General features: G+C 65.6%; 22 protein-coding genes and 1 pseudogene. 9 read left to right on the top strand and 14 right to left on the bottom strand.

The window, feature by feature from the left end; translation table 11 throughout:
* Window positions 1–9 precede the first annotated feature (9 nt).
* From QRN16_RS01735 to QRN16_RS21780, 3 genes and pseudogenes are all read left to right on the top strand, one after another.
* On the top strand, window positions 10–3,129 hold the full coding sequence (locus QRN16_RS01735) for a helicase HerA domain-containing protein (protein ID WP_285184403.1): 3,120 nt from the start codon (window positions 10–12) through the stop codon (window positions 3,127–3,129).
* Between the two features lie 42 nt (window positions 3,130–3,171).
* On the top strand, window positions 3,172–4,176 hold the full coding sequence (locus tag QRN16_RS01730; RefSeq protein WP_285184402.1) for an aldo/keto reductase family protein: 1,005 nt from the start codon (window positions 3,172–3,174) through the stop codon (window positions 4,174–4,176).
* Window positions 4,177–4,252: 76 nt separating this feature from the next.
* Window positions 4,253–5,784: pseudogene (locus QRN16_RS21780) on the top strand (alanine/glycine:cation symporter family protein).
* Window positions 5,785–5,790: 6 nt separating this feature from the next.
* Here QRN16_RS21780 and QRN16_RS01715 read toward each other — a convergent pair.
* The 12 genes from QRN16_RS01715 to rpsJ all read right to left on the bottom strand — a co-directional run bounded on the left by QRN16_RS01715 (window position 5,791) and on the right by rpsJ (window position 11,887).
* Window positions 5,791–6,483: a hypothetical protein gene (locus tag QRN16_RS01715; RefSeq protein ID WP_056442399.1), complete on the bottom strand. Its 693-nt coding sequence runs from the start codon at window positions 6,481–6,483 to the stop codon at window positions 5,791–5,793.
* A 100-nt stretch (window positions 6,484–6,583) separates the two neighbouring features.
* Entirely contained in the window at window positions 6,584–6,865 is a 282-nt protein-coding gene (rpsQ, locus tag QRN16_RS01710; protein WP_042575434.1) for a 30S ribosomal protein S17, read from the bottom strand.
* Window positions 6,862–7,107, bottom strand: coding sequence for a 50S ribosomal protein L29 (gene rpmC, locus QRN16_RS01705; RefSeq protein ID WP_027504654.1), 246 nt, complete (start codon window positions 7,105–7,107; stop codon window positions 6,862–6,864). The genes rpsQ and rpmC overlap by 4 nt, the downstream gene beginning before the upstream one ends.
* Window positions 7,107–7,523 (bottom strand): 50S ribosomal protein L16, encoded by a 417-nt coding sequence (rplP, locus tag QRN16_RS01700; RefSeq protein ID WP_027504653.1) that lies wholly within the window; start codon window positions 7,521–7,523, stop codon window positions 7,107–7,109. Before rplP ends, rpmC begins: the two co-directional genes overlap by 1 nt.
* 3 nt (window positions 7,524–7,526) lie before the next feature.
* Window positions 7,527–8,330, bottom strand: a complete 804-nt coding sequence (gene rpsC / locus QRN16_RS01695) for a 30S ribosomal protein S3 (protein WP_027504652.1) — start codon at window positions 8,328–8,330, stop codon at window positions 7,527–7,529.
* On the bottom strand, window positions 8,330–8,734 hold the full coding sequence (gene rplV / locus QRN16_RS01690) for a 50S ribosomal protein L22 (protein ID WP_027504651.1): 405 nt from the start codon (window positions 8,732–8,734) through the stop codon (window positions 8,330–8,332). The genes rpsC and rplV overlap by 1 nt, the downstream gene beginning before the upstream one ends.
* Entirely contained in the window at window positions 8,731–9,012 is a 282-nt protein-coding gene (rpsS, locus tag QRN16_RS01685; RefSeq protein ID WP_027504650.1) for a 30S ribosomal protein S19, read from the bottom strand. Before rpsS ends, rplV begins: the two co-directional genes overlap by 4 nt.
* Window positions 9,013–9,029: 17 nt before the next feature.
* Window positions 9,030–9,866, bottom strand: coding sequence for a 50S ribosomal protein L2 (gene rplB, locus QRN16_RS01680; RefSeq protein ID WP_027504649.1), 837 nt, complete (start codon window positions 9,864–9,866; stop codon window positions 9,030–9,032).
* Between the two features lie 47 nt (window positions 9,867–9,913).
* Window positions 9,914–10,219 carry a 50S ribosomal protein L23 gene (gene rplW, locus QRN16_RS01675; protein ID WP_027504648.1) on the bottom strand — a complete coding sequence of 102 codons (306 nt, stop codon included), beginning with the start codon at window positions 10,217–10,219 and terminating at the stop codon, window positions 9,914–9,916.
* A complete protein-coding gene (gene rplD / locus QRN16_RS01670; protein ID WP_285184399.1) occupies window positions 10,216–10,905 on the bottom strand; it encodes a 50S ribosomal protein L4 in 690 nt (229 codons plus the stop codon). The genes rplW and rplD overlap by 4 nt, the downstream gene beginning before the upstream one ends.
* Window positions 10,902–11,567 carry a 50S ribosomal protein L3 gene (rplC, locus tag QRN16_RS01665; RefSeq protein WP_027504646.1) on the bottom strand — a complete coding sequence of 222 codons (666 nt, stop codon included), beginning with the start codon at window positions 11,565–11,567 and terminating at the stop codon, window positions 10,902–10,904. Before rplC ends, rplD begins: the two co-directional genes overlap by 4 nt.
* 14 nt (window positions 11,568–11,581) lie before the next feature.
* Window positions 11,582–11,887 (bottom strand): 30S ribosomal protein S10, encoded by a 306-nt coding sequence (gene rpsJ, locus QRN16_RS01660; RefSeq protein WP_003938093.1) that lies wholly within the window; start codon window positions 11,885–11,887, stop codon window positions 11,582–11,584.
* A gap of 588 nt (window positions 11,888–12,475) precedes the next feature.
* Here rpsJ and QRN16_RS01655 point away from each other — a divergent pair.
* Window positions 12,476–12,952, top strand: a complete 477-nt coding sequence (locus QRN16_RS01655; protein WP_027504645.1) for a hotdog fold domain-containing protein — start codon at window positions 12,476–12,478, stop codon at window positions 12,950–12,952.
* A gap of 84 nt (window positions 12,953–13,036) precedes the next feature.
* Here QRN16_RS01655 and QRN16_RS01650 read toward each other — a convergent pair whose 3' ends face one another.
* Complete coding sequence (locus QRN16_RS01650; RefSeq protein ID WP_222649731.1) at window positions 13,037–13,930, bottom strand: glycosyltransferase family 2 protein; 894 nt, start codon at window positions 13,928–13,930, stop codon at window positions 13,037–13,039.
* A gap of 32 nt (window positions 13,931–13,962) precedes the next feature.
* Window positions 13,963–15,021 (bottom strand): alpha/beta hydrolase, encoded by a 1,059-nt coding sequence (locus QRN16_RS01645; protein WP_222639355.1) that lies wholly within the window; start codon window positions 15,019–15,021, stop codon window positions 13,963–13,965.
* A gap of 163 nt (window positions 15,022–15,184) precedes the next feature.
* Between QRN16_RS01645 and QRN16_RS01640 the strand changes: the two genes are divergently transcribed.
* From QRN16_RS01640 to QRN16_RS01620, 5 genes are all read left to right on the top strand, one after another.
* Window positions 15,185–16,639 (top strand): wax ester/triacylglycerol synthase domain-containing protein, encoded by a 1,455-nt coding sequence (locus tag QRN16_RS01640; protein ID WP_285184398.1) that lies wholly within the window; start codon window positions 15,185–15,187, stop codon window positions 16,637–16,639.
* Window positions 16,640–16,755: 116 nt separating this feature from the next.
* The gene (locus tag QRN16_RS01635; protein ID WP_285184397.1) at window positions 16,756–17,754 is read left to right on the top strand and encodes an ATP-binding cassette domain-containing protein; all 999 of its coding nucleotides are present in this window, start codon (window positions 16,756–16,758) and stop codon (window positions 17,752–17,754) included.
* Window positions 17,745–18,560 (top strand): ABC transporter permease, encoded by an 816-nt coding sequence (locus tag QRN16_RS01630; RefSeq protein WP_374197830.1) that lies wholly within the window; start codon window positions 17,745–17,747, stop codon window positions 18,558–18,560. The genes QRN16_RS01635 and QRN16_RS01630 overlap by 10 nt, the downstream gene beginning before the upstream one ends.
* Entirely contained in the window at window positions 18,557–19,408 is an 852-nt protein-coding gene (locus tag QRN16_RS01625; RefSeq protein ID WP_222639575.1) for an ABC transporter permease, read from the top strand. Before QRN16_RS01630 ends, QRN16_RS01625 begins: the two co-directional genes overlap by 4 nt.
* Window positions 19,409–19,661: 253 nt before the next feature.
* Complete coding sequence (locus QRN16_RS01620) at window positions 19,662–21,137, top strand: WS/DGAT domain-containing protein (RefSeq protein ID WP_350310198.1); 1,476 nt, start codon at window positions 19,662–19,664, stop codon at window positions 21,135–21,137.
* The last annotated feature ends 59 nt before the right edge of the window (window positions 21,138–21,196 follow it).

The raw sequence follows: 21,196 nt of genomic DNA, 5'->3' as shown, positions 1-21,196 counted from the left end.
GGCTCCACGATGACGACCACGAAGTCCGAACAGATCCGCGCTCTCGAGTCGGTGCGGCTGAGCTGGGCCCCCACACCCGACGACGTGTGGCGCTCCCAGTCGGACGTCCACGTGCCCGGGATGCACGAGCGGGTGTTCACCGAGGTCATGAGTGCGTACACCGACGCCGAGAACTCGGACGACGCCAGTCCGCTCGGCGTCGTCGTGCAGGGCCCCGCGGGTTCCGGCAAGACGCACCTTCTCGGGCAGGTCCGCGAGGAGGTGCAGTCGCGCGGCGGCTACTTCTTCCTCATCCGGCTCCTCGACGCCGCGGGTTTCTGGCGCTCGACGCTGATGGGCATGCTCGACGACCTCAACCGCCCGTCGGGTCGCGGTGACGACAGTCAGCTCCGCCTGGTCCTGCGGCGGCTCTGCGACATCGCCGGCGTGAGCGAGGACCAGCGGCGACAGGTCATGGGCGAGAACATGATCGACGCCGACACGCTGAACGAGTTCGTCACCGGCGTCTACAAGGCCCACCCCCGCCATCGTCGGACCTCCCAGCACACCCTGCGTGCCCTGGTCCTCTCGATCGCACCCGACGCGGCCGTGCAGGACATCGGTGACGCCTACCTGCAGTCGATCGACGACGTGGACGCCGACGAGTTCGAGTCGTGGGGCATCCGCCGCGCGGAGCTCGGTCACCAGGGCATCGCGGAGAACATCTCCCGACTGCTCGCGATCACGGGTCCCACCATCCTCGCCATCGACCAGATCGACACCCTCGTCGCGCAGGCGCGCACCGGCGCCGACAAGGACTACGCGGACGAGCAGGAGGACAAGGTGGTCGAGCAGCTCGCCCACGGTCTGATGACTCTCCGTGAGACGTTGCCGCGCACCGCCTCCGTGTTGTCGGCGCTGTCGAGCGCGTGGGATCTGATCGCCGCTCGCGGGGTCGCACCGATGCGTGACCGGTTCCGGGTGACGCAGCGGCTCAAGCCGATTCCGTCGTCGGACGTCGGCCGCCTGCTGCTCGAGCGTCGCCTGGAGGCGTGCTTCCGCGAGGTCGGCTTCGCCACCCCGCACCCGACATGGCCGGTGGCCGTCGACGCGTTCGACAAGGCGCCGGACTTCACTCCCCGCCAGCTGCTCATCGCCGTCGACAAGCACATCCGCCACTGCCTCGAGACGGGGGTCGCGACGGAACTGACCGACTTCGCCTCCAGCGGAGGTGGATCCGACACACCGTCGCTCCCCACGGCCAAGCGATCCGAACTCGAGGCGCTCGACGAGCGGTACGCGCAGTTGCGCAGCGCCGCGGACGTGTCGACACCGCTCGAACCCGGCACCGAGGACAGCCTCGTCCCGGCACTGCTCTCAGCCGGTCTCGACGCCTGGATCCACGAGCACCAGTCGTCCGACGACAGCCTCGCGCAGGATCCTCCGCCGAGCGGCCGCCCAGCATTGCACGCACGGCTCCGCCACACCGTCGACAGCGACACCGACGACGAGGAACACTGGTGCTTCCGCGCCGTCTCCTCCACCAATGCCCGTGCGGCACTGGCCCGTATCGAGCGGGCCGTCACTGCGGCGGGTCTCCACATCGACATGCCGCGCCGTCGGTTGATCCTCATCCGCAACGCACCGTGGCCCAAGGGCGCGAAGACGGAACAGACCGTGGCGGCGCTGCACCGCGCCGGTGGTGTCGAGGTGCCGCTGAGCGAGGACGATCGCCGCTCGCTGCACGCCCTGGGCGCTCTCCGGTCGGAGAACTCGCCGGCCCTCACGTCGTGGCTGCTCGCTCGCAAGCCGGCGCACGAGATCGCGTTGTTCCGCGAGGTGCTGCCCGACGCGAGCGTCGTCGACGACGATCAGGCACTCATCGAACCCGAGGTGTCGCAGGCTCCAGCGGCAACTCCGCGCCGGGAGCAGATCGAGATGGGGACGGAGCTCAGCACCAACGCCGAGGTCCGCATTCCGCTCGAGGCGCTGCGCAAGCACACGGCGATCTTCGCCGGATCGGGCAGCGGTAAGACCGTGCTCATCCGCCGGCTGGTCGAGGAGTGTGCCCTGCACGGTGTCTCGTCGATCGTGCTCGACATCAACAACGATCTCGCCCGCCTCGGGACACCGTGGCCGGAGGACGAGCGCACGTGGCCGCCGGGCGACGAGGCGAAAGCTGCTGCGTACCTGCGGGACACGGACGTCGTCATCTGGACTCCGCGCAAGTCGTCGGGGCGGCCGCTCAGTTTCCAGCCGCTCCCCGACTTCGCCAGCGTCGTGAACGACAAGGACGAGTTCGACGCGTCCGTCGAGTCGGGCCTCGCGGCGCTGGCTCCCGCCGCACTGGCGACGGGCACCACGGAGAAGGCGAAGCACCGCCAGGCGGTGCTGCGCGCGGCACTCGACGGGTTCGGCCGGCGCTCGGCCGGCGACATGTCCGACTTCATCGACCTGCTGGAGAACCTGCCGCCGGATGCGAGCGAGATGCGGGACGCGGTTCGCATCGCCGCGGACCTCGCGGAGAACCTCAAGGCCGCGATGACCAACGACCCGATGTTCGCCGGGTCCGGCACTCCCGTCGATCCGGGTGTGCTGCTCACCCCGGCCGAGGGGAAGAAGGCGCGCGTGTCCGTCATCAACCTCTCGGGGCTCACCACCGAGGAGCAGAAGCAGAGCTTCGTCAATCAGCTGCAGATGGGTCTCTTCGCCTGGATCAAGAAGAACCCGGCGGGTGATCGACCGCTCGGCGGACTCTTCGTCATGGACGAGGCGCAGAACTACGCGCCCTCGGACAAGGCGACACCGGCCACGCACAGCACGCTCGCACTCGCGTCGCAGGCCCGGAAGTACGGCTTGGGCCTCGTCTTTGCGACACAGGCACCCAAGGGGCTGCACAATCGCATCGCCGGAAACGCGGCCACCCAGTTCTATGGCCTGCTGAACAGTCCCGCCCAGATCCAGGCGGCGCAGGAAATGGCGCGCGCCAAGGGCGGTTCCGTACCCGACGTCGGACGTCTCCCCGCAGGTCAGTTCTACGCGGCCGTCGAGGGTTCGGAGTTCCGGCGTACGGCCACTCCCCTGTGCCTCACCTTCCACCCGAAGAGTCCCCCCACCGAAGAGGAGGTCCTCGCGCTGGCGCGCGAGTGACAGGAGAAGTCATGGCGCCAGCGCGCGAGTAGCGTTGTTCGCATGGCTTACAGATTTCTGGGCAACAGCGGGCTCAAGGTTTCCGAGATCACCTACGGCAACTGGCTCACCCACGGGTCGCAGGTGGAGAACGACGTCGCGACCGCCTGCGTGAAGGCGGCTCTCGACGCCGGCATCACGACGTTCGACACCGCGGACGTCTACGCCAACGGCGCGGCCGAGACCGTGCTGGGCAAGGCGGTGGCGGGCGAGCGTCGTGAAGGTCTGGAGATCTTCACCAAGGTGTACTTCCCGGTCGGCGAGAAGGGCCCGAACGACACGGGGCTCTCGCGCAAGCACATCTTCGAGGGCATCGAGAACTCTCTGCGACGCCTCGGCACCGACTACGTCGACCTCTACCAGGCGCACCGATACGACCACGAGACGCCGCTCGAGGAGACCATCGCCGCCTTCGGTGACGTCGTCCAGCAGGGCAAGGCGTTGTACATCGGCGTGTCCGAGTGGACCGCGGACCAGCTCCGCGAAGCGCAGACACTGGCCCGGCAGCGCGGTTTCTCCATCGTCTCCAATCAGCCTCAGTACTCCGCACTCTGGCGCGTCATCGAGTCCGACGTGGTCCCGGCGTCCAAGGAACTCGGTATCTCGCAGGTCGTCTGGTCACCGCTGGCTCAGGGCGTCCTCACGGGCAAGTACGTTCCCGGACAGCCGCTTCCCGAGGGCTCGCGCGCGACCGACGACAAGGGCGGCGCGGACATGATCTCGCGCTACATGAACGACGAGACGCTGACGCGCGTGCAGAAGCTGAAGCCGATCGCCGACGACCTGGGCATCACGATGTCGCAGCTCGCCATCGCCTGGGTGCTGGCCAACGACAACATCGCCGCGGCACTGGTCGGCGCGTCTCGTCCCGAGCAGATCGCCGACAACGTCAAGGCGCAGGACGTCACCCTCGACGCCGACGTGCTCGCCAAGATCGACGAGGCGCTGGGCGACATCGTCGAGAAGGATCCGTCGAAGACGGTGAGTCCTGAGAAGCGTCTGGCCTGAGGTCAAGATCAGGTAAAGGATCGGTCAGATACGCCTGAAGGCGTGCAGGATCCGGGATGCCGGGGTCGAGTGAGACATGACTTCCGTACCCCGGATCCTTGCGGCCGATGGTGGCACCCTCACCACCATCGAGAATGCCATCAATTCCACCTTCGAACCCGTCACCGAGGCGGTCACCACCGTCGTCTTCTTCTCCGTCGACATCGGCGGGGCATCGGTACCACTGGTCGTGCTCTGGCTCCTGGCCGCCGCGATCATCTTCGAGTTTCTGCAGGTCCGCGGCGCGAAACACGCGGTGGAACTGGTTCGAGGACAGCACGACGACCCCACCGCACCCGGCGAGGTCAGTCACTTCCGTGCGCTGACCGCCGCCGTGTCCGGCACCGTCGGCCTCGGCAACATCGCCGGTGTCGCGGTCGCCGTCACCCTGGGCGGACCCGGTGCCACGCTGTGGATGATCCTCGCCGGCTTCCTCGGTATGGCCACCAAGTTCGTCGAGTGCACGCTGGGTGTGAAGTACCGCGACGTCCACGAGGACGGCACCGTCTCCGGTGGTCCCATGAAGTACTTGACCAAGGGGCTCGCGGAACGCGGGATGAGCCGGGTCGGAAAGATCATGGCCACCGTCTACGCCGTCATCATCATCTTCTTCGGCATTTCCGGCGGAAACATGTTCCAGGCGAACCAGACCTACGCTCAAGTGCGCAGTGTCACCGGTGGCGACGAGGGTTTCCTCGGCTCGGACGGCGCGAAGTTCGGTTTCGGGCTCGTCGTCGCCGTGGTGATCGGGCTGGTCATCATCGGCGGGATGAAGTCCATCTCCGCCGTGACGGCCAAGCTGGTGCCCGCCATGGCCATCGTCTACGTGCTGGGATGCGCCGTGGTGATCGCCGTCAACATCGAGCAGGTCCCCGGCGCCATGAGTGCGATCGTGACGGGCGCCTTCTCCCCCACGGGCGTGGCGGGTGGCGTGCTGGCGTCATGATCATCGGCATCCAGCGCGCCGCGTTCTCGAACGAGGCGGGACTGGGTTCGGCCTCCATCGCGCACTCGGCAGTCAAGACGCGTCATCCGGTCACCGAGGGATTCGTGGCCATGCTCGAACCGTTCATCGACACGGTCGTGATCTGCACGGCCACCGCTCTGACGATCGTCATCGCGAACACGCAGTCCTGGCAGGACCAGCGCGACATCGTCGCGGAGACCGGCGCTCTTCCTGCCGGCGGCGTCACACTCACCTCGGACGCGTTCGAGACGGTGCTCCCCTGGTTCCCGTACATTCTGACGGTCGCGGTGGCGCTCTTCGCGCTGTCCACCGCCATCACGTGGGCCTACTACGGTTCGCAGGCGTGGACGTCCCTCTTCGGCCGCAGCGCCCTCGCCAAGCACAGCTTCAACGTAATCTTCTGCCTCTTCACCGTCGTCGGCACGGTGCTGTCGCTCGGATCCGTACTGGACTTCGCGGATGCGGCGCTGTTCGCCCTGGCCTTCGTCAACATCATCGGCCTCTACCTGCTGCTTCCCGTCGTGAGGCGGGAGCTGCGCGACTACATGGCGCATCGCCGGGGCGAGACGGTGGCGGTCGACGACGTGGACGTCACGGGCTGACCGCGCCTACGCCTCCAACGCCCCCGCGATCCGCTGTTCGATCTGTGCGTACGCCGTCGTCGGCAGCGTCACCAGGCCCTCGAGCTCGGTGCGCGCCTTGCGGTACGCCGCCTGCCGCTCGGCGGGGGTCGAGGCGCCGTCCAAGGCCATGCGCAGCAGCGACTGCGCGCGAGTGAGTCGGTTCTGCTCCGCCTCGCTGAAGTTTCCGCGGCGACGACGCTTCGCCTCGGACTCGGCGGCGGTGAACGCCACGGCGTAGTCGTGCACGGCCGAGCGGTAGAGCCGCTGCGCCTCCGGATCGCCGACCAGTTCGTCCGCCGCCGACGGCCGGAGCGAGTCGGCTTCGAGCTTGGCGCGGTGGAAGGCCACCGTCATCGGGTCGCGCATGTTCGTCATCATGGGGAACTCGAGCAGGTTGATGACGTCGGTCTCGTAGGCGAACCACCGAGCGTTCACGTCGTCGTGCTCGGCAAGCGCCTTCTCGACGGATCGACGTTGTGTCTCCGCGTCCTGCTTCGTGGACTTCGAGAGTTCGAGCGCTGCGACCTTGGCCTGCTGCTTGATGCGGTACCGCTCGAGGCGACGATCCGCACGTCGCTCGTTGGCGGCGCTGACCGCCTTGGCCGCACCCGCGATGGACCCGCCGAAGACGAACCACAGCCACCAGTACTGGCCGGCGAACTGCATCACACTGTCCATGCCGATCCCCTCTCGTCCGGCCATCGTAGCGAGGACCGGAGAACGCAGAACGACCCCGCACTCACGAGGAGTGCGGGGTCGTCCATGGGTGCTGCAGGTCCTACTTGGCCTTCTCGAGGACCTCGACCAGTCGCCAGTGCTTCGTGGCGGACAGGGGGCGGGTCTCCATGAGCTGAACGCGATCGCCGACGCCGGCGACTCCGTTCTCGTCATGGGCCTTGACCTTGGTGGTGCGTCGGATGATCTTGCCGTAGAGGGCGTGCTTCACACGGTCCTCCAGCTCGACGACGATCGTCTTCTGCATCTTGTCGGAGACGACGTAACCGATACGCGTCTTCCGGCTGTTGCGTGCTTCTTCAGTGGTCACTGTTTCCTCGCTCATGCTGCGTCACCTGCCGTGTCCTCGGAAGGACCTGCGGCGAGCCCGAGCTCACGCTCGCGCATCACGGTGTAGATGCGCGCGATCTCGTGGCGGACGACGCGCAGCCGACGGTTGTTGTCCAGCTGGCCGGTGGCCATCTGGAAGCGGAGGTTGAACAGCTCCTCCTTCGACTCACGAAGGCGGGTGATCAGTTCTTCGTCGCCGAGCTCGCGGAGCTCGGCAGCCGGGGTACCGGTAGCCATCAGAACTGAACCTCCCTCGTGATGATGCGTGCCTTGATCGGCAGCTTGTGAATCGCGCGCGTCAGTGCTTCACGAGCGATCTGCTCGTCCGGGTAGCTGAGCTCGAAGAGCACGCGGCCGGGCTTGACGTTGGCGACCCACCACTCCGGCGAACCCTTACCGGAACCCATGCGGGTCTCGGCAGGCTTCTTCGTGAGCGGACGGTCCGGGTAGATGTTGATCCAGACCTTGCCACCACGCTTGATGTGGCGGGTGACGGCGATACGGGCTGCCTCGATCTGACGGTTGGTGATGTAGGCGGGCTCGAGAGCCTGGATGCCGTATTCACCGAAGGTCACCTGAGTTCCGCCCTTGGCGGCACCCGAACGCTTGGGGTGGTGCTGCTTGCGGTGCTTGACCCGACGGGGGATCAACATGCGTCAGCCCTCCTTCTGCTCGGTCGTAGCGGGTGCATCAGCGGTTGCGGTCGCTGCGCGGCCGGCCTCGGTGCTGGTCGCCGTGGTGCCCGAGGCACCGCTGCGACGCGGACGAGACGGACGCTCACGACGGGGACGATCGCCTGCCGGAGCAGCGGCGGCGACAGCTTCACGCTTGCCACCGACGATGTCGCCCTTGTAGATCCAGACCTTCACGCCGATGCGACCGAAGGTGGTCTTCGCCTCGTAGAGGCCGTAGTCGATGTCCGCACGCAGCGTGTGCAGCGGAACGCGACCTTCGCGGTAGAACTCGGAACGGCTCATCTCCGCGCCGCCGAGGCGACCGGAGCACTGAACGCGGATGCCCTTGACGTTCGGCTGACGCATGGCCGACTGAATGGCCTTGCGCATCGCACGACGGAAAGCGACACGGTTCGAGAGCTGCTCGGCCACACCCTGTGCGACGAGCTGTGCCTCGGACTCGGCGTTCTTGACCTCGAGGATGTTCAGCTGGACCTGCTTGCCGGTCAGCTTCTCGAGCTCGGAACGGATGCGATCCGCCTCGGCGCCGCGGCGACCGATGACGATGCCCGGACGCGCGGTGTGGATGTCGACGCGAACCCGATCACGGGTGCGCTCGATCTCCACCTTGGCGATGCCGGCGCGCTCCATGCCCGTGGCGAGGAGCTTGCGGATCTGCACGTCTTCCTTGACGTACTCCGCGTACTGCTTGTCTGCGTACCAGCGGGACTTCCAGTCGGTCGTGATGCCGAGGCGGAAGCCGTGCGGGTTGATCTTCTGGCCCACTACTGAGCTCCCTTCCGGCGACCACGTGTCGAGCCGCCGGTCTTGGGCAGGCTCTCCACGATGACCGTGATGTGAGATGTGCGCTTACGAATGCGGAACGCACGACCCTGGGCACGAGGCTGGAAACGCTTGAGGGTCGCGCCCTCGTCGACGAATGCAGCCGAGACGATCAACGTGCTCGGATCGAGATCCAGGTTGTTCTCCGCGTTGGCCGCTGCCGAGGCAACGACCTTGGCGACGGGCTCGCTGGCAGCCTGCGGTGCGAACTTGAGGATGTTCAGGGCATCCTCGACGCTCTTTCCGCGGACCAGGTCCACGACGCGACGGGCCTTCATCGGCGTCACGCGAACGTGCTTGGCCGTGGCCCGGGCGATCGGGTTGTCGGTGGGGGTGAAGTTGGTCATCGCCGCTTCGCCTTCCGGTCGTCCTTGATGTGACCCTTGAAGGTCCGCGTCGGCGCGAATTCACCGAGCTTGTGTCCGACCATCGCATCCGAGACGAACACCGGGACGTGCTTGCGACCGTCGTGGACGGCGAAGGTGTGACCGATGAAGTCGGGGGTGATGGTCGAGCGGCGTGACCAGGTCTTGATGACCTGCTTCGTGCCCTTGTCGTTCTGAACGTCCACCTTTTTCAGGAGGTGGTCGTCGACGAACGGGCCTTTCTTCAGACTGCGTGGCATCTGCTACTCCCTCCTGATTATCGCTTGTTCTTGCCGGTGCGGCGGCGGCGGACGATGAGCTGATCGCTCGGCTTGTTCTTGCGGGTACGGCCTTCCGGCTGTCCCCACGGGCTGACCGGGTGGCGACCACCGGAGGTCTTGCCCTCGCCACCACCGTGCGGGTGGTCGACCGGGTTCATGACGACACCACGGACGGTCGGGCGCTTGCCCTTCCAGCGCATACGGCCGGCCTTGCCCCAGTTGATGTTGGACTGTTCGGCGTTGCCCACCTCGCCGACGGTGGCGCGGCAGCGCACGTCGACTCGACGGATCTCACCGGACGGCATACGCAGCGTGGCGTAGGCGCCTTCCTTACCGAGGAGCTGAGCACCGGCACCGGCGGAGCGAACCATCTTGGCGCCGCCACCCGGACGAAGCTCCACCGCGTGGATGGTGGTACCCGTCGGGATGTTGCGGAGCGGGAGGTTGTTGCCGGGCTTGATGTCGGCCGTGGCACCCGACTCGATGGGCGAACCCTGCGAGATGCCCTTCGGCGCGATGATGTAGCGCTTCTCACCGTCTGCGAAGTGCAGCAGCGCGATGTTGGCGGTGCGGTTGGGGTCGTACTCGATGTGAGCGACCTTGGCCGGCACGCCGTCCTTGTCGTTGCGGCGGAAGTCGATGAGCCGGTAGGCGCGCTTGTGACCGCCACCCTTGTGACGGGTGGTGATGCGGCCGTGTGCGTTGCGGCCACCGCGGCCGTGCAGCGGGCGGATGAGCGACTTCTCCGGTGTCGAGCGCGTGATCTCCGCGAAATCGGAGACACTCGCGCCACGACGACCGGGAGTGGTCGGCTTGTACTTACGAATTGCCATGTTTGTCTCGTCCCTTGATCCTCGAGGACCCTCTGAGCTCCGGCCGCTTACGCGACCGGGCCTCCGAAGATCTCGATGGGCTTGCTGTCGGCCGAGAGGGTCACGAGCGCGCGCTTGGTGCTCTTACGCGTGCCGTAGCCGAATCGGGTCCGCTTGCGCTTGCCCTGCCGGTTGGCGGTGTTCACGCTGGTCACAGTCACGCCGAAGACCTTCTCGACAGCGATCTTGATCTGCGTCTTGTTCGAGTCGGGGTGCACGATGAACGTGTAGGTCCCCTGCTCGATGAGCCCGTACGACTTCTCCGAGATGACCGGGGCCAGCAGGATGTCGCGGGGATCGGCAATGGTGCTCACTTGTCCTCCTCCTGTGAATCCGTTGCTGCCTTGGCCGGTCCTGCGATGAACGTGTTCAGTGCCTCGACACTGAAGATCACGTCGTCTGCCTCGAGGACGTCGTAGGTGTTGAGCTGATCGGGCGCGATGGGGTGAACGCCGTCGAGGTTCTGGACGGACTTCCATGCGGCCAGGTCTGCGCGGCCGATGACCAGCAGAACCTTCTTGCGATCGGTGAGCTCCGCGAGGAACGTGCGAGCACCCTTGGTGGAGGGCACCTGTCCCGCGACGAGCTCGGCGATCACGTGGATGCGCTCGCTGCGCGCCCGGTCGGAGAGGGCACCGCGGAGAGCTGCAGCGATCATCTTCTTGGGGGTGCGCTGGCTGTAGTCGCGCGGCTGCGGGCCGTGGACGGTGCCACCGCCGACGAACTGCGGTGCGCGGGTCGAGCCCTGACGTGCGCGGCCGGTGCCCTTCTGGCGGTACGGCTTCTTGCCGCCACCGCGGACCTCGCCACGCGTCTTCGTCGAGTGCGTTCCCTGACGTGCCGCAGCGAGCTGCGCGACGACGACCTGGTGCATCAGCGCGATGTTCGCGGTGCGATCGAAGATCTCGGCGGGGAGATCGACGGTGCCGTTGGTCTTGCCACCGAGCTCCTTGACGTCGAGCGTCAGGTTGGCTTCGGTCTTCTTCTCGAGACTGGTCATGCTCGCGCACCACCCTTCACTGCGCTCTTGACGATCACGACGCCGCCCTTGCGGCCCGGGATCGCACCCTTGATCAGCAGCAGACCGTTCTCGGCATCGACCTTGTGCACCGAGAGGTTCTGCGTGGTGATGCGGTCGCTACCCATGCGGCCCGACATGCGCATGCCCTTGAAGACACGGCCGGGGGTCGCGCAGCCACCGATGGAACCGGGGCGGCGGTGGACAGCCTGCGCACCGTGGCTCGCGCCCTGGCCCTTGAAGCCGTGGCGCTTCATCGTTCCCGCGAAGCCCTTGCCCTTGCTGACTCCGGTGACGTCGACGAAAGCGCCGTCCTCGAACTCGGCTGCGGTGAGCTCCTGGCCGATCTCGTAGCCTGCGGCGTCGGCGACGCGCAGCTCCGCGAGATGGCGGCGAGGCGTGACGCCTGCCTTGGCGAACTGGCCGGTGACCGGCTTGTTCACCTTGCGGGGATCGATGGCACCGAAGGCGACCTGGACGGCGCTGTAGCCGTCGCGCTCCTCGGTACGGATCGCGGTCACGACGTTCGGGTCAGCCTTCACGACGGTGACCGGGACGACGCGGTTGTTCTCGTCGAAGACCTGGGTCATGCCGAGCTTGGTGCCCAGAATGCCCTTGGCCGGACGCTTGATGTTGTCAGTCATGGTTGTCTCCGCGCTCACTGAATGTTGACGTCGACGCTTGCCGGCAGGTCGATGCGCATGAGCGCGTCGACCGTCTTCGGCGTCGGGTCGAGAATGTCGATGAGTCGCTTGTGCGTGCGCATCTCGAAGTGCTCGCGAGAGTCCTTGTACTTGTGCGGCGAACGGATGACGCAGTACACGTTCTTCTCGGTGGGCAACGGCACAGGTCCGACCACGCGTGCCCCGGTGCGGGTCACGGTCTCGACGATCTTGCGCGCGGACGCGTCGATCGCCTCGTGGTCGTAGGCCTTGAGCCTGATGCGGATCTTTTGTCCCGCCACGCTTATGTCCTCTTCCTTGCCCTGGTTAACCGTTGGTCAGGTCTCTCGTCTCCGGATGTCGATCCGGAGAACCCGGCAGTGTGCTGACCCGACGCCGGCATGAAGCCGAGCGCGAGGCGCATCCATGAGGACGAACGTGGCGGACTCTCGCATCCACGCACACGCGTGGCCAGGAGGAATCCGTTGCCGCTGTTCATCTGTCATGGTTCTCCGGTCCACGCGGTCGGGCGTGTCGCATTCCCGCACATGATTCTCCCTCGGCCCGAACTCGACCGGCGGGAGAACGCGAACCGGATGCGCCCATCGTGCCGGCGCAATCACTGCATGTCGTTCTCGTCGCATACCTCGACCGCGAGATCACGTCGCAACACGCACGACAGAGATCACCTCGGTCAAGGCAACCCGAACAGTATGACCCACGCCGGGGGTCGAGTTCAAATCGAGGCGGTAGCGCGGCCGGATCACACGGTCGATCGCAGCGATCCGCGCAGGTGGTACCCATCCGCACGTGGTGCAACCAGCGCGGACGACCGGTCAGCGCGCGGATTTACCGCGCCCGACCAACTTACCGCCGAGTAAGGTGCAGCCATGGCAACGGTCACCAGCACGTACGCGCTCTGGCAGCGACTCCCCGGCGGGATCACCCGCTCCCTGGCGTTCTCCGCGGGAATGTGTGTCCGCGTGCCCTTCTTCGCCACGGTCCTCCCCCGCGTACGGGAGCTCGCCCCCGGGCGGTGCGTGGTCTCCGGGCCCACGTGGTTCGGAGTGCACAACCACCTGGGCACCTTCCACGCCATCGCGGCCTGCAATCTGGCCGAGGTGGCGATGGGGATGCTCGCCGAGGCGACGATCCCCACGACCCACCGGTGGATCCCCAAGGGCATGAACGTCCAGTACCTGGCCCCCGGCAGATCCGGGCTCACCGCCACCGCGCTGCTCGACGATCGGCCGGACTGGGAATCGGTGACCAGCGGCGTGGAACTCGTCATCCCGGTCAGCCTGCGCGACGCCGGCGGCACCGAGGTCGTCCACGCCGACATCACCGTGTGGGTCAGCCCGCGGTGACTTCCGACCGGCCTCCGCCTGCCCGCGGTGACATCCGACCGGCCTCCGGCCTGCCCGCGGTGACATCCGGTGCTCTGCTGTCGGTCAGCTCCCGGGAGGTGCTTCCGACAGCGCTGCCGGCCGGAACTCCTGGCGACTGACGAGCCGGCGCACCGAGAAGCGCCGCGTGGTCGGATCGTATGCGCGGTAGGGGAACCAGAAGACCGCGTGCGAGAGCCACGTCACAGGCGCGACCAACCAACGCAACGTCCAGTGTCCTCGACCATGGATCTCGAAGCTGGTGATGCCGGCCCGAACGAACGAGGTGTACTGCAAGGGGGGAGTCAACGCTCGCCGAGGAGACACGTCGGCCCACATGTCGGCCGGCTGAATGATCGCGAAACCTGCCTCCCTGAGGCACAAGGCGAAGTCGATGTCCTCGTGTACATCCGCACGCGGGGTGAGTTGGTCCTCGACCGCGTCCCACGCCTCGCGACTGACTGCCATGTTGGCACCGTGCATGTTGGCGATCGTCTTGCCGGTTCCGATGGCTTTCGTGCGCACGAGTACCTCGACCAGCAGCTTCTTCGATCTGCTGAACGGAGAATCGTAAGGAGCGCTGAGCCCCGTCACGCCACCCAACCTCCGAGCCGGATCGGTGGTCTCGAACGCGCGTCGAACGGCGGCGACCCAGTCGGGCGCGATACGCGTGTCCGCGTCGATCCGACCGACGATGTCCGTCGTGGCGGCCCGGAAACCTGCTGCGCGCGAGTGGAAGAGTCCCTTACGGGGCTCGTGCACCAAGCGGATTCGAGGGTCTCGCGCAATGTATGCCTCGACGATCTCGACAGTGCGATCGCTCGACCCGTTGTCGACGACGATCACTTCCGTCACCTCGTCGATCTGGGGCAGCACATGGTCCAGACACGGAGCGATGAAAAGCTCCTCGTTCAGCACGGGCACGACGATCGAGACGGTGGGTCGTCTGTCGGTGTTCACGCTTTCATCACTCCCGTTCTCCGACTGTCTGCTCACTTGTCGAGGCCCAGGGATCCGGCCACCATCGGCCAGGACTCGTGCAGATCGTCCTGCCAGTAGGCCCACGAGTGCGTGCCACCGTTGCGGAAGTTGACAGTTGCCGGAATACCCAGATCGAAGAGCTTTCCAGCGAACGCACGCGTGCAGGAGTCCGTGATGGACTCGATACCGCCGCCGACGAGAACCCTGTTGACCAACGCCGGGACGTCGCCGGCTATGCGCGCACTCGCCAAGGTGTCGTCGAAGCCGGGCAGACCGTTGCCCGTCGACAAGTACAGGGGGGTACCCCGCAGCTTCTCGGCATTGAGAAGTGCGTCGTTGGCGATCCACTCGGGTCCGCCGTCAGGGCCCCACATGTTGGTGGTGTCGCCGCCACCGCGGGCCTCCACCACCAGTTTCACCCACGCACGGCCGAGGTCGTCGGACGTGCTCGCGCAACCACTGAACGACGCCACCGAGGCGTACAGACCGGGGGCGTCGGCCGCGAGCATGAGAACGGCACTGGCTGCCATCGAGATGCCCCCGATCGCTTGGGTACCGGTGGTCCCGAGAGACGAATTGATCACCGGGGGCAACTCTTCCGTCAGGAACGTCTTCCACTTGTTGCGTCCCAGTTCCGGGTCATCTGCGATCCAGTCGGTGTAGTAACTGAATGCTCCGTCCCTCGGAATGACGACATTGACGTTCTTGTCGGCGAAGAAGGATTCGACGTCGGTCTGATCGGGCCAGTTGCTGGAGGGATCCTCTCCGCCACTCGCACCGTTCAGGAGGTAGTACGTCGGTCGGGGCGCGGATGTGTCGGCTGGACGAAAGATCTGCAGCGGGACCACCGTGTCCATCGACGGTGAGTAGACGTCGACGAGGTATCGCAGCCCGCCCACGTGCTCGACATCGACGACGCGTGCTCCGCCAGGCGTCCCGGCGACCACCGCCGGGGAACTCGACGGTCCGTTCTGCGCGCCCGCGACCCCGGCGTTGCCGATGGTCACGAGAGACGCGATGAGAACCCCCGCGATGGACAACCGCGTCGTTCTGGTCAGTTTCGACATCATTTCCCTGTGGTCGTGAGCGCGTGCGTTCATCGGAGTGTAAGGCGCACGACGGCGACCCGTCCTCTCATCCTCCGAGTACCCGTATCTGTCCTCGTTCGAGCCCGCCGTAAAAGGTGTATGGTTTGTTTCGGTTCGGGAAAAAGTCGACAAGCTAGGAGCCGTCGTGTCGAACGGTGCAGGTGGATCGATCGGTGAACCGCTAACCTCGCGGGACGCCTTGAACTATTACTTCGAATCGGCTCGTACGCCGGGCAGCATCGTCCACGGCTACGTGCTCGGAGAAAGACCGCACCGCGGTCACGAAGTCTCGATCGGGGAGGCAGTTTCCTTTGCCGAGTCGGTGACGAGCTTCCACCCGTTGTTCACCCGTCGACTGGTGCCCACTCCCCTGGACCTGACCATGCCGCACTGGGTTTCGTGCGACGTCGACATCGAGCGCCACGTGTTCCTGCATCGGGCCCCCACGGACTCCGGCGGCAGTTACCTCGCGGAGTGTGTCGCGAGGGTCTCGTCCCAGCCTTTCGACTACTCACGACCCACGTGGGAGATCCATTTCGTCACTGGACTGAACGGTGCCGAGGGTGTTCCCGACAATGGCACCGTCATGCTGTTCAAGGTCCACCACTGCGCGATCGACGGTATGGGAACCTCGGCGCTCGCCCACCGCATGCTGGCGCCGTCGGACGCGGATGTCAGCAGATTCCACGACGACGACTTCGTGCGACGGATACGACCGATACCCACGACAGCGGCGGCAGTGGCGCGACTACCGCGGGAGCTGGCTGTCTTCGCGAAGGCGGTGATGGTGCGCCACAGAGCACAGCGGAGAGCTGAGCTCGAGGGCACGATCCCGTCGCGCTCCACCACGACGTTCCCGGCCACCAGATTCAATCGACGGGTCACGCCGGACATGACCTTCGGCTACTTCGTCGCCGATGTCGACGATCTGCGGACAGTGCGCTCCGCTGTCCCCGGTGCCACCGTGAACGACGTGCTGCTGTCGGTCGTCGGTCTCGGTCTGTCGTCCTACCTCGCCACTGTCGACGAAACACCTGACGAGACACTCGGCGTCTCCTTCCCGGTCAACGTGCGCTCCGGAAGCGGGTCCACCACGGCGAATCAGCTGGCGTTCGCCGTGGTGTCCATGCACACCCACATAACGGACCCATTGGACCGTGTCCGTGCCGTCGCCTCGTCGACGTCACGGGCGAAGTCCGAAGTCACCACGAGGGTGGGAGCCCTGCCACCGAACGCGGCGTCGGTGGCGCCGGCGGTGTTCCAGCGCATCGCGGCGCGTCTGCAACCGTCCGCGCCTCCTGACCCTGTTCGAGTGAGTATGAACACCATGGTCAGCAATATCCCGTACGGTGCAGCGCCGATGGAGGTGTGTGGTGCACCGGTCACCGGAGTCTTCGCGCCTCTGCCCACCGTCGACGGCGTCAACCTGGCCCATGTCGCCGTCAGTCACGGCTCGCGGATGATCGTCACCGTGTCTTCCCACGTCCAGTTGCTACCGGACCCGGAACGCTACGTCGAATGCCTTCGCGCAGCCCTCGACACATTGCTCGACGCGGCGCAGGGTTTCCGGCGAACACCCATGCTCCCTGCTACCGGCTGAGGTACGCGGAGTCACGATGTCCTGAAGGGACAGCGAGTGCGCCGGGTAACGTTCGAACCGCTGACGAAGATGTCATAGTCAGTGATCGACACCCGAGCGCCGACAATGGAGATCGAATGCCGCAAGTGGACACCGCCGTATCCGTGGAGGACGTACACAAGTCCTTCGGATCGGTCAATGCCCTCCAAGGCATCAATTTCTCCGTCCCCGAAGGTTCGATCCTCGGCATACTCGGCCCCAACGGCGCCGGTAAGACCACCATGGTGAAGATCTTGTCCACTCTGACCCGCATCGACAGCGGGCGAGCGATGGTGGCCGGTCACGACGTGTCTCGCGACCCGGCGGCAGTCCGTCGGTCCATTCTCATGACCGGTCAGTACGCGGCGCTCGACGATTCGCTGACCGGTCGCGAGAACCTCCACCTGTTCGGCCGCCTCATGGGCCTCACGCGCAGGTCAGCGCGTAGCCGTGCCGTGGACCTGCTCGTGGACTTCGACCTCGAGGACGCCGCGGACCGTCGGGTCTCCGAGTACTCGGGGGGCATGCGCCGACGGATCGACATCGCGTGCGGACTCGTCGTGAGGCCCAAGGTCGTGTTCCTCGACGAGCCCACCACCGGCCTGGATCCCCGCAGCCGCAAAGCTGTGTGGTCTCTCGTGTCATCGCTGCGCGACCAGGGGATCACGACGTTGCTCACCACTCAGTATCTCGAAGAGGCGGACCTGTTGAGCGACGACATCATCGTCATCGACACCGGCCGCGTCATCGCCCAGGGAAGCGCCGATCAGCTCAAGAGTCGCATCGGAGCGAAGACGGTCGAGATCACACTGGACAGCGTCGCCGACCTCGACAGCGCTGTCCGCTCGTTCCAGGGGCTCAATCCGACGATCGCAGCGGCCAATTCTTCCGACGCTCCGGTCGTGTCCCTGCCGGCCGACGACGGGCCGACCGTCTTGAGCGAAGCGCTTCGTCGACTCGAGATCGCTGGGATCGCCGTCGAGGACATCGCATTCCGTAAACCCTCCCTCGACGACGTCTTCCTCTCACTCACCGGTACCGGCGCGTCCGAGACCACCCAACAGCCTCCTGTCGAACATCAGGCGGGATCTCGGTGACCGGCGTCCTGTCTGCGCGCGACGAGACGCGCGCGTCTCATCGCGCGGTGGAGCCCACGGCGTTCAACCAGTGGGCGAGTCTCTCCGAGCGCAACCTGCGACACATGGTCAAATCCGGACATCTTCTGGTCGCGATCATTGCTCCCGCGGTCTACACCGCTGGGTTCTACCTGCCGCTCAAATTCGTCATGCAGCTTCAGGGCATCGATTACGCCCAATTCCTCATGCCGATCATCTGCTTGCAGACAATGGCTTTCACCGCGATCTCCGCCGCACAGCGCGCCGCGATGGAGGGCACCTCGGGAATGACCTCGCGTCTACAGACGATGCCCATCAAACTCTGGGTACCGCTCCTCGCGCGGTCCACGGCGAACTTCGTCCACGCTTTCGTGTCACTGGTGGCAGCAATCCTCTACGGCACGCTCATCGGCTTCCGTTTCTCGGGCGGCCTCGCATCCGCGGCGGCGTTCTTCGCCTTCGCGCTCCTCGTCGGATTCGCACTGTCGACGGGTGGCGACGCCATCGGATCGCTGTCGCGCAGCCCAGAGGCCACCAGCCAGGCCCTGACGCTGCCGCAATTGATTCTGGGCATGTTGTCGTCCGGGTTCGTTCCCGAAACAGGCTTTCCGGAGTGGATCAGGCCGTTCGTACGCAACCAACCCATATCCATCTTCGCCGGCGCGATGCGCGACCTCGCCGACACGGGTGTGGTGTGGGCGACCTTGCTGCCCGCCGTGATCTGGGCTCTTGGTCTGATCGCCGTTCTGATTCCTCTGGCAGTGTGGGCGAGCGTGAGACGGTCATGACGGACGCGAGAACGACCGATTCGGCACTGACCCTCCGCCATCTTCCGGAACCCGACGCTGCCCCCAGCGAACGCAGCATTGCTGCGTTGCTGCTGCAGAGCGGTCTTCACTGCGGACGCCTCCTGACACGCTGGCGGCGTGATCCGGGCACGATCATCCAGGCGGTCATCTATCCGGTGCTCTTCCTGCTCATGCTGCGTACGGTGCTCGGAAATTCTGTGACGCAGGCCACTGGAGTCGACGCCATTTTCGGCACCGTTCCCTTGATCGCTCTCGTCGCCGCCATGAGCGGTTCTCTCGCCAGCGCCATCGGACTGCGACGCGAGCGCAAGGCCGGTCTCCTGGGACGTTTCTACACTTTGCCGACACATCGAGCCGCGGGCCTGGTCGGACGCCTGATGGCCGAGGCGCTTCGCGTCGTACTGACGACCTGCCTCATCTACGCAGTGGGATTCGCTCTCGGCTTCCGGTTCGATCAAGGAATTGCTGCCGGAATTCTCTCGATGGGTGTTCCGCTCATGTTCGGAACTGCATTCGCGGTGTTCGTCACCTTCCTGGCCATCTCGTCGAGCACGCTCCCCCTCGTGGAAGTGGTCGGAATGACGTTCACCATATTGATGTTCTTCAATTCCGGCTTCGTGCCCACCAATGCTTATCCACCGTCCCTTCGGCCGGTCGTGGAGCACAATCCGATATCGACGTCGGTCGACACCATGAAGGCGCTGACACTAGGCGGCCCACTGCAGTCTCCCGCGATCCAGAGTGTGGTATTCGCCGTAGCGCTGCTCGTGCTGTTCCTCGGACCTGCAATTCGCGGCTATCGAAAGGCCGCAGGGAGCCCCACCTGACTCGGCACGTCTGATGTGATGTGTGTCACTTTTTTCACGAGCTGGACGTTTTTTTCGAGCCGGTTCTCGTGGTCTTCGACCGGTGAAGCGCGGGTTCACGACTCGTCGGACACCCGGACGGCCCTCTTTCCAGTGACCGGCACCGGACCCGCGATCGTGTGGCGGCCTCGCTCCGCACCCGGTCGATCTCTGCCTGAACGGCGAATGATCGACACTCGGTAGGGTCGACAAGTAACGGGTGACGCCGTGCCCGATGGTGCAGAACGCCACGCGACGTCGCCCCGCCCTTGCGGCGTCACCGAACGTGCGGCACCTGAAAGGACGGTCGATCCCGTCGATGACCTCATTGATCTCTCGCCCTCGTGGCGTTCGTCTGCATCCCCGAGACGCTGTGAACATTCTCGCGGAGAGCGAACGAATGGTTGCCAATCTCGTCGAGGTCGTGGTCTTTCATCCCCATCCGGGCACCGAGGCCGACACGCTCGACCTCGGAACGATCGCCGAGTGGCTGGTTCCTCGCATCGAGACCGTTCCCCAATTCCGACGCGTCCTGCGTCGATCGCGGTGGGACCTGGGAGATTCGTTCTGGATCGACTCGCCGAGGCCCGACCACGCGGCAGGGTTGTCCGTGACGCAGGTGAGCGAACCCGGTTGGGCGCCCATCGAGAACGCGGTCACGTCGATGATGAACGAGCGTATGAACCTCTCGGAGCGCACGTGGGAGATCAGGTTCCTGACCGGCACATCCCACATCCAGGGTGTCCCGGACGGCGCGTGCTTCGCCCTGGTCAAGGTTCACCACTCGATCATGGACGGCCTGGGTCTGGCGGACGCTCTGAAGACGATCTTCGGTGACGACGTCTCGCTCCCCCGTCGTGAGGACGAGACGTGGGGACATCATGCCGCGGAGCGGGTACCGACCTCTCTCAAGAACGCGGTCACGTTGCCTTACGGACTGCTCAAGTACGTGCGCCGCTACCTTCTCGAACGCAAGGACGGTGACGCGTCGGAAGAAGGACGCCCGACACATCCGGCGACACGCTTCGACGGCCGCACCGATCGCGGCACCGTCTGCCGTGTGATGTGGTTCGACGTCGACGACATCAAACGGTCCAGAGCCGCCGTGCCCGGCAGCACGACCAACGACGTTCTCCTGGGCATAGTGTCGGGTGCGATGCAACGCTATCTCGAGGAGATCGGGGAGCGTCCTGAGGGTTCGCTGGGCTCCACTGTGCCGATCGCGCTCGACGGGACCGAGTCGGCCAACCGCGCGTCGTTCCTCACGGTGTCTCTGCATTCGGACGTGTCCGACGTGCGAAAACGCCTCGCTGCCATTCAGCGGTCGACGGCCATGGCGAAAGCCGGCATCGCGAAGAAGACGCAGTCTGCGCGGAGGCGTTCCATCGACGTGATCCCGCCGATCGTCGTCAAAGTTTTCATGTCATTGCAATCTCGCAACCGCGCCACGCCCGTCAACGTCGCGTCGAACACCGTTCTGTCGAACATGATGCACGGCGACAGCCGGCTCGAACTGCTCGGCAGGCCGGCGTTCGGAATCTTCACACCCATGCCGATCGTGGACGGATTCGGCTTGTGCCACCACGCGGGCACCCTCGGTGACACGTTGGCACTGACCATCACGGCCGATGCCTCGATGCTGACCGACCCCGACCGCTACTGCGCGCTGATCGAGGAAGCGCAACACTCGCTGAACTCGCTGGCCAGCTGACCTCGGGCTCGACCTGGTCACGCCGTTCGTCGGCCTCCGCACGCGGACCGACGAACGGC

It is taken from the genome of Rhodococcus sp. MEB041, assembly GCF_030208955.1.
Lineage (GTDB): Bacteria > Actinomycetota > Actinomycetes > Mycobacteriales > Mycobacteriaceae > Rhodococcoides.
The sequence above is the reverse complement of the archived record's forward strand: the minus strand, read 5'-3'. Positions and strand labels throughout refer to the sequence as shown.

Excerpts from the sequence above, each read along its gene's own strand:
- QRN16_RS01735 (WP_285184403.1), top strand. The coding sequence starts at position 10 with ATGACGACCACGAAGTCCGAACAGATCCGCGCTCTCGAGTCGGTGCGG.
- QRN16_RS01730 (WP_285184402.1), top strand. The coding sequence starts at position 3,172 with ATGGCTTACAGATTTCTGGGCAACAGCGGGCTCAAGGTTTCCGAGATC.
- QRN16_RS01715 (WP_056442399.1), bottom strand. The coding sequence starts at position 6,483 with ATGGACAGTGTGATGCAGTTCGCCGGCCAGTACTGGTGGCTGTGGTTC.
- rpsQ (WP_042575434.1), bottom strand. The coding sequence starts at position 6,865 with ATGAGCGAGGAAACAGTGACCACTGAAGAAGCACGCAACAGCCGGAAG.
- rpmC (WP_027504654.1), bottom strand. The coding sequence starts at position 7,107 with ATGGCTACCGGTACCCCGGCTGCCGAGCTCCGCGAGCTCGGCGACGAA.
- rplP (WP_027504653.1), bottom strand. The coding sequence starts at position 7,523 with ATGTTGATCCCCCGTCGGGTCAAGCACCGCAAGCAGCACCACCCCAAG.
- rplV (WP_027504651.1), bottom strand. The coding sequence starts at position 8,734 with ATGACCAACTTCACCCCCACCGACAACCCGATCGCCCGGGCCACGGCC.
- rpsS (WP_027504650.1), bottom strand. The coding sequence starts at position 9,012 with ATGCCACGCAGTCTGAAGAAAGGCCCGTTCGTCGACGACCACCTCCTG.
- rplB (WP_027504649.1), bottom strand. The coding sequence starts at position 9,866 with ATGGCAATTCGTAAGTACAAGCCGACCACTCCCGGTCGTCGTGGCGCG.
- rplD (WP_285184399.1), bottom strand. The coding sequence starts at position 10,905 with ATGACCAGTCTCGAGAAGAAGACCGAAGCCAACCTGACGCTCGACGTC.
- rplC (WP_027504646.1), bottom strand. The coding sequence starts at position 11,567 with ATGACTGACAACATCAAGCGTCCGGCCAAGGGCATTCTGGGCACCAAG.
- QRN16_RS01655 (WP_027504645.1), top strand. The coding sequence starts at position 12,476 with ATGGCAACGGTCACCAGCACGTACGCGCTCTGGCAGCGACTCCCCGGC.
- QRN16_RS01645 (WP_222639355.1), bottom strand. The coding sequence starts at position 15,021 with ATGATGTCGAAACTGACCAGAACGACGCGGTTGTCCATCGCGGGGGTT.
- QRN16_RS01635 (WP_285184397.1), top strand. The coding sequence starts at position 16,756 with ATGCCGCAAGTGGACACCGCCGTATCCGTGGAGGACGTACACAAGTCC.
- QRN16_RS01625 (WP_222639575.1), top strand. The coding sequence starts at position 18,557 with ATGACGGACGCGAGAACGACCGATTCGGCACTGACCCTCCGCCATCTT.
- QRN16_RS01620 (WP_350310198.1), top strand. The coding sequence starts at position 19,662 with ATGGTGCAGAACGCCACGCGACGTCGCCCCGCCCTTGCGGCGTCACCG.